The 2,165-nt window shown below is 68.5% G+C and carries 3 protein-coding genes and 1 tRNA gene; 3 read left to right on the forward strand and 1 reads right to left on the reverse strand.

Annotated elements, in window-relative coordinates; all coding sequences use genetic code 11:
- Positions 1-27: 27 nt before the first annotated feature.
- Positions 28-101 (forward strand) — tRNA-Leu (locus A9X03_RS24055).
- A 90-nt stretch (positions 102-191) separates the two neighbouring features.
- On the opposite strand, the gene A9X03_RS24060 is transcribed toward A9X03_RS24055, so the two are convergent.
- Positions 192-545, reverse strand: coding sequence for a hypothetical protein (locus A9X03_RS24060; RefSeq protein WP_156746655.1), 354 nt, complete (start codon positions 543-545; stop codon positions 192-194).
- 270 nt (positions 546-815) lie between these two features.
- Between A9X03_RS24060 and A9X03_RS24065 the strand changes: the two genes are divergently transcribed.
- Together A9X03_RS24065 and A9X03_RS24070 are read left to right on the forward strand one after the other, a co-directional pair.
- A complete protein-coding gene (locus tag A9X03_RS24065; RefSeq protein WP_082950522.1) occupies positions 816-1,571 on the forward strand; it encodes a CDP-alcohol phosphatidyltransferase family protein in 756 nt (251 codons plus the stop codon).
- On the forward strand, positions 1,568-2,165 hold a 598-nt coding region (locus A9X03_RS24070; protein ID WP_068263346.1), incomplete at its 3' end, for a 1-acyl-sn-glycerol-3-phosphate acyltransferase. The genes A9X03_RS24065 and A9X03_RS24070, both read left to right, overlap by 4 nt.

Here is a 2,165-nt window from a genome sequence, read left to right on the forward strand (position 1 = left end):
GCGCCCGCGCGCTAGATTCGCCGCCGGGCCCCCATAGCCCAATTGGCAGAGGCAGCGGACTTAAAATCCGCCCAGTGTCGGTTCGAGTCCGACTGGGGGCACCGGTGAATTGAATAGCACCCGGGGACCGAATCACCGAGGCAACCGATAGCGGACTCGGAAGGCGACCGGAACGCGCCGGCAACCGGCGATCAGCTCACGCAGCCCGGGCAGGGTCCCGGGTCACCCTCGATGACCATCGGCCTGACCTGGCGGTTGAGCCCTCCGTTGGTCACCCACGCCGGCGAGTTGGCGGAAATCTGTCCGATCATGAACCGGTGCCAGGCATTCATGTCCCAGTTGGGCGTCCCCGCCGACGCCATCGGTAGCGGCATGCCGGGACACCACTGGTAGCTGCAGGCCATCCCATTACAGATCGGGTCGGGGTAGGTGAATGCCGCGGCGGGCGGGGCCGCCAGGAACGCCGACGCGAACGCGGCGACCGCGGCCATGACAGCACCGGCGATGAGGCGACGCGGGCGCGGGTGTGGTCCAGGAGTCGTCACGGTTTCCCCTCGTCGATCGGTGGCGATGTCACGCGGTGACCCAAGTCTTGCGGCGGCGCCCACGGCCGCGCATGAGGTGATCGCCTCATTTTGGTGACGGCACGTCAACGAATTGGGATCGGTAGTCCGTGCGCCTCCATTTACTTGTCGCACGCGCCGCCACCAGGTGGCGCGTCCCCTGTAGGACTCGGCACGAAACGAAAGGAGCCGGCCATCAACACCAACGTCGCTATCCATCACGCAGCCCCTTCGACTTCTCGTAAAACTCGCGTGGCCGGCCTCTACGCATTGAAGCCGTGGTTCACCAAGAGGCTGGCCCCGATCGTCCACATCGCGGTGGCTCGTCGAGTGTCTCCCGACGTCTTCACCGCGGCGGGTGTCGCGGCGGCGGGCGCTGCGGGAACTGCCATCGCGTTCGGATGGTGGCCGCTGGCGGCGGTCTTGATGGTGATGCGCCTGGCGGGCGCGAACCTCGACGGGGCGGTCGCCCGAGCTCGTGGGGTGAGCCGGCCATGGGGCTTCGTCGTCAACGAAGTCGGCGACCGCGCCGCCGATCTGCTCGCCTTCGGCGGCCTGGCGGTCTGGGCGGCGCGGCAGCACGGCCCCGGACTGAACTGGCTGTCCTGGCCGGTGCTTCAGGTCCTGCTGGCGGCGCTGGCCGCCACACTGCCGACCTTCGCATCGCTGGCCGTTGCCGCTGCAGGCCTCACGCGGCGGAACGGCGGACCGCTCGGCAAGACCGAACGCTGCCTGTTCCTGGTGCTGGCCACCGCATTCCCCGTGATCATGCCCGTCCTGCTGGTGCAGTTGGTGAACGGATCACTGCTCACGACCATTCTGCGGTTGCGGGCCGCGCATCGCGAACTGAAGGCGCAGCGCGTGCCGGACTTCGTTCCCCGCGATCTGCAGATCGAAGCGACTGTGCCTGTCGCGCTGTTCGAGCACTTTGATGCGATCACGCAACCGGTTACCGCGGCTCACCTCTCCAATGCCGTCACGCTGCCCATGGCGCTGGTGGCGGCATGACCACCGGCCGGATTGCGAGCGTGCTTCGGCACCGGCTCTGGCGGACGGTGTGTGCCGTCTCGGGCGGGCTGACGGTGACCGGGCGTTGGAACGCCAAGGGCGGCTGTGTCGTCGTCGCCAACCACGCCTCCCACGCGGACACCGCGGTGCTGGTGGCGGCGCTGCCGTCCGCAGCTCGTCCTGTCTTCGGCGCGGCGGCCGACTACTGGTTCGACGTGCCGGTGCGACGCTTCATCGCGACCTCGCTGATCGGGATACTGCCGGTGCGACGCTCGGGCGACGGCAACTACGACGCGCTGCTCGCGGCCGCCGGCCCCGCGCTTCGCGCGGGACGGACCGTCGTCATCTACCCCGAGGGAACGCGATCGACAGACGGCGTGATTGGCGAATTTCGTTTCGGCGCAGTACGTCTGGCACGAGACTGCGGCGTGCCGATCGTTCCGGTAGCGATCGTGGGGACTGCCGACGTCCTGCCGAAGGACGGAAGCTTCATGCCCGGCCCGATGGAGGTACGCCTCGGTACGCCCGTCGATCCCCACACCACCTCCGCACCGCAACTGCGGTCGCAGGTGCTGGCGCTGCGGGGCGACGTCG

Source organism: Mycobacterium sp. E1715, from assembly GCF_001667625.1.
Lineage (GTDB): Bacteria > Actinomycetota > Actinomycetes > Mycobacteriales > Mycobacteriaceae > Mycobacterium.